Annotated in this window: 2 protein-coding genes; one reads left to right on the forward strand and one right to left on the reverse strand. The window is 41.0% G+C overall.

Annotated elements, in window-relative coordinates; translation table 11 throughout:
• Positions 1-277 precede the first annotated feature (277 nt).
• Positions 278-823, reverse strand: coding sequence for an oligoribonuclease (gene orn / locus L654_RS0106370; RefSeq protein WP_007585019.1), 546 nt, complete (start codon positions 821-823; stop codon positions 278-280).
• Positions 824-944: 121 nt separating this feature from the next.
• On the opposite strand from orn, the gene rsgA reads away from it, so the two are divergent.
• Positions 945-1,844, forward strand: a 900-nt coding sequence (gene rsgA / locus L654_RS0106375) for a small ribosomal subunit biogenesis GTPase RsgA (protein WP_024607596.1), incomplete at its 3' end; no start/stop codon positions are given.

Genomic DNA, 1,844 nt, shown 5'->3' on the forward strand with positions numbered 1-1,844 from the left:
CAACTGAGCTAGTACCGCATTTTCACTTCTTCAGTTATTTTACGTTGGTGCGCGACAGGTCGCGTTCAACATTCTACCAACTGAGCTAGTACCGCATTTTCACTTCTTCAGTTATTTTACGTTGGTGCGCGACAGGTCGCGTTCAACATTCTAGCAACTGAGCTAGTACCGCATTTATTGATGGTAATTCAATCACTCAAACACACTAACCCCGCGTGGGTTATCGTCTTGAGCGGGGCAGGATTCTACAATAATACAGTCTGTTTGCAAGTGTTTTTTACAAATTAAAGAAATTTTCTCTATAGACTTTTAATTCCATAATCGAATCTTTAATGTCATCCAAAGCAAGGTGTGAGCCTTTTTTGTTCACTTTTGCAAGCACTTCTGGTTTCCAGCGACGTGCTAATTCTTTAATAGTACTCACATCAAGATTTCTGTAATGAAAGAAGTCTTCAAGCTCGCGCATATATTTATTCATAAAGCGGCGGTCTTGACCAATTGAATTACCACACATTGGCGAAGTGCCTGCTGGTACCCACTGCTTTAAAAACGCTAAAGTTTGCTCTACAGCATAGGCTTCATCAAAGGTACTTGCTTTGCAGCGAGCTGTTAAACCCGACTTACCATGTTGAGTAGTACACCACTCGTCCATGCCATTTAGTAATTCATCACTTTGATGAATAGCTATAGTTGGCCCTTCGGCTAATATATTCAGGTCTGCGTCAGTGACAACCGTCGCAATTTCGAGTATTTTATCGGTCTCTGGTTCGAGCCCTGTCATTTCAAGATCGAGCCAAATTAAATTTGATTTATTAATAGTCATAATTACCTAAGCGGTGCTTTCCTTTAGATCCAACGCATTTCGATATATCATATTAGCATCAACCGTCGAGCTAAAGCTTTTTTTAGGAAAAGCGACATTTAACTAAGGTTATAGGCCTCCAGTGGCAAAACAAAAAAAATTAAGTAAAGGCCAATCGCGTCAGATCAAGGCCAATCACCAAAAGCGCATTAATAGCGCAGACTCAAGACCGGCTAAAAAAGGGGCGCAAGAATGGCAAACCGATAACTTAGGTCAGGTCGAGAGCGCAATTGTGATCAGTCGTTTTGGCCAACACGCCGATGTCGAAACTGAAAATGGCGATGTACTTCGCTGTAATATACGCCGTACTGTGTCTAATTTAGTATGTGGTGATGAAGTATTATTTCGCCGTGCCAAAGTAAGTGAAGGTGATTTAGCCGGTGTAATTGAAGCCACGCAAGAGCGTCGCTCGCAACTTACCCGCCCTGATTTTTACGACGGTGTTAAAGTTATTGCAGCCAACATTGACCAAATACTCATGGTATCGGCGGTATTACCCGAATTTACACCCAGTATTATCGACCGTTATTTAATAGCCTGTGAAGATATGGGCATTGAGCCAATTTTAGTGCTCAATAAAACCGATTTAATTGACGAAGCAGGCCTTAACGAAATACAAAAAGTTCTCGATATCTATCGTAAACTTGATTACCAAGTACTCCTTGTTAGTAATATATCAGGCGATGGTATCGATAAATTAAAAGAAGTACTTGTTGATAAAAATAATATTTTTGTTGGCCAAAGTGGTGTGGGTAAATCAACCCTCGTTAATACTGTATTGCCTAACGCTGAAATATTAACTAAAGAAGTATCTGAAAACAGCGGCTTAGGCCAGCACACAACAACTGTTTCACGCCTTCACCATTTACCAAGTGGCGGTAACCTAATCGACTCGCCAGGTATTCGTGAGTTTGGTTTGTGGCATTTAGATGTTGAGCGTGTAACGTGGTGCTTTAAAGAGTTTAGAGAATTTATAGGCGGG

It is taken from the genome of Pseudoalteromonas sp. TAB23 (genome assembly GCF_000498075.1).
GTDB classification, from domain to species: domain Bacteria; phylum Pseudomonadota; class Gammaproteobacteria; order Enterobacterales; family Alteromonadaceae; genus Pseudoalteromonas; species Pseudoalteromonas arctica.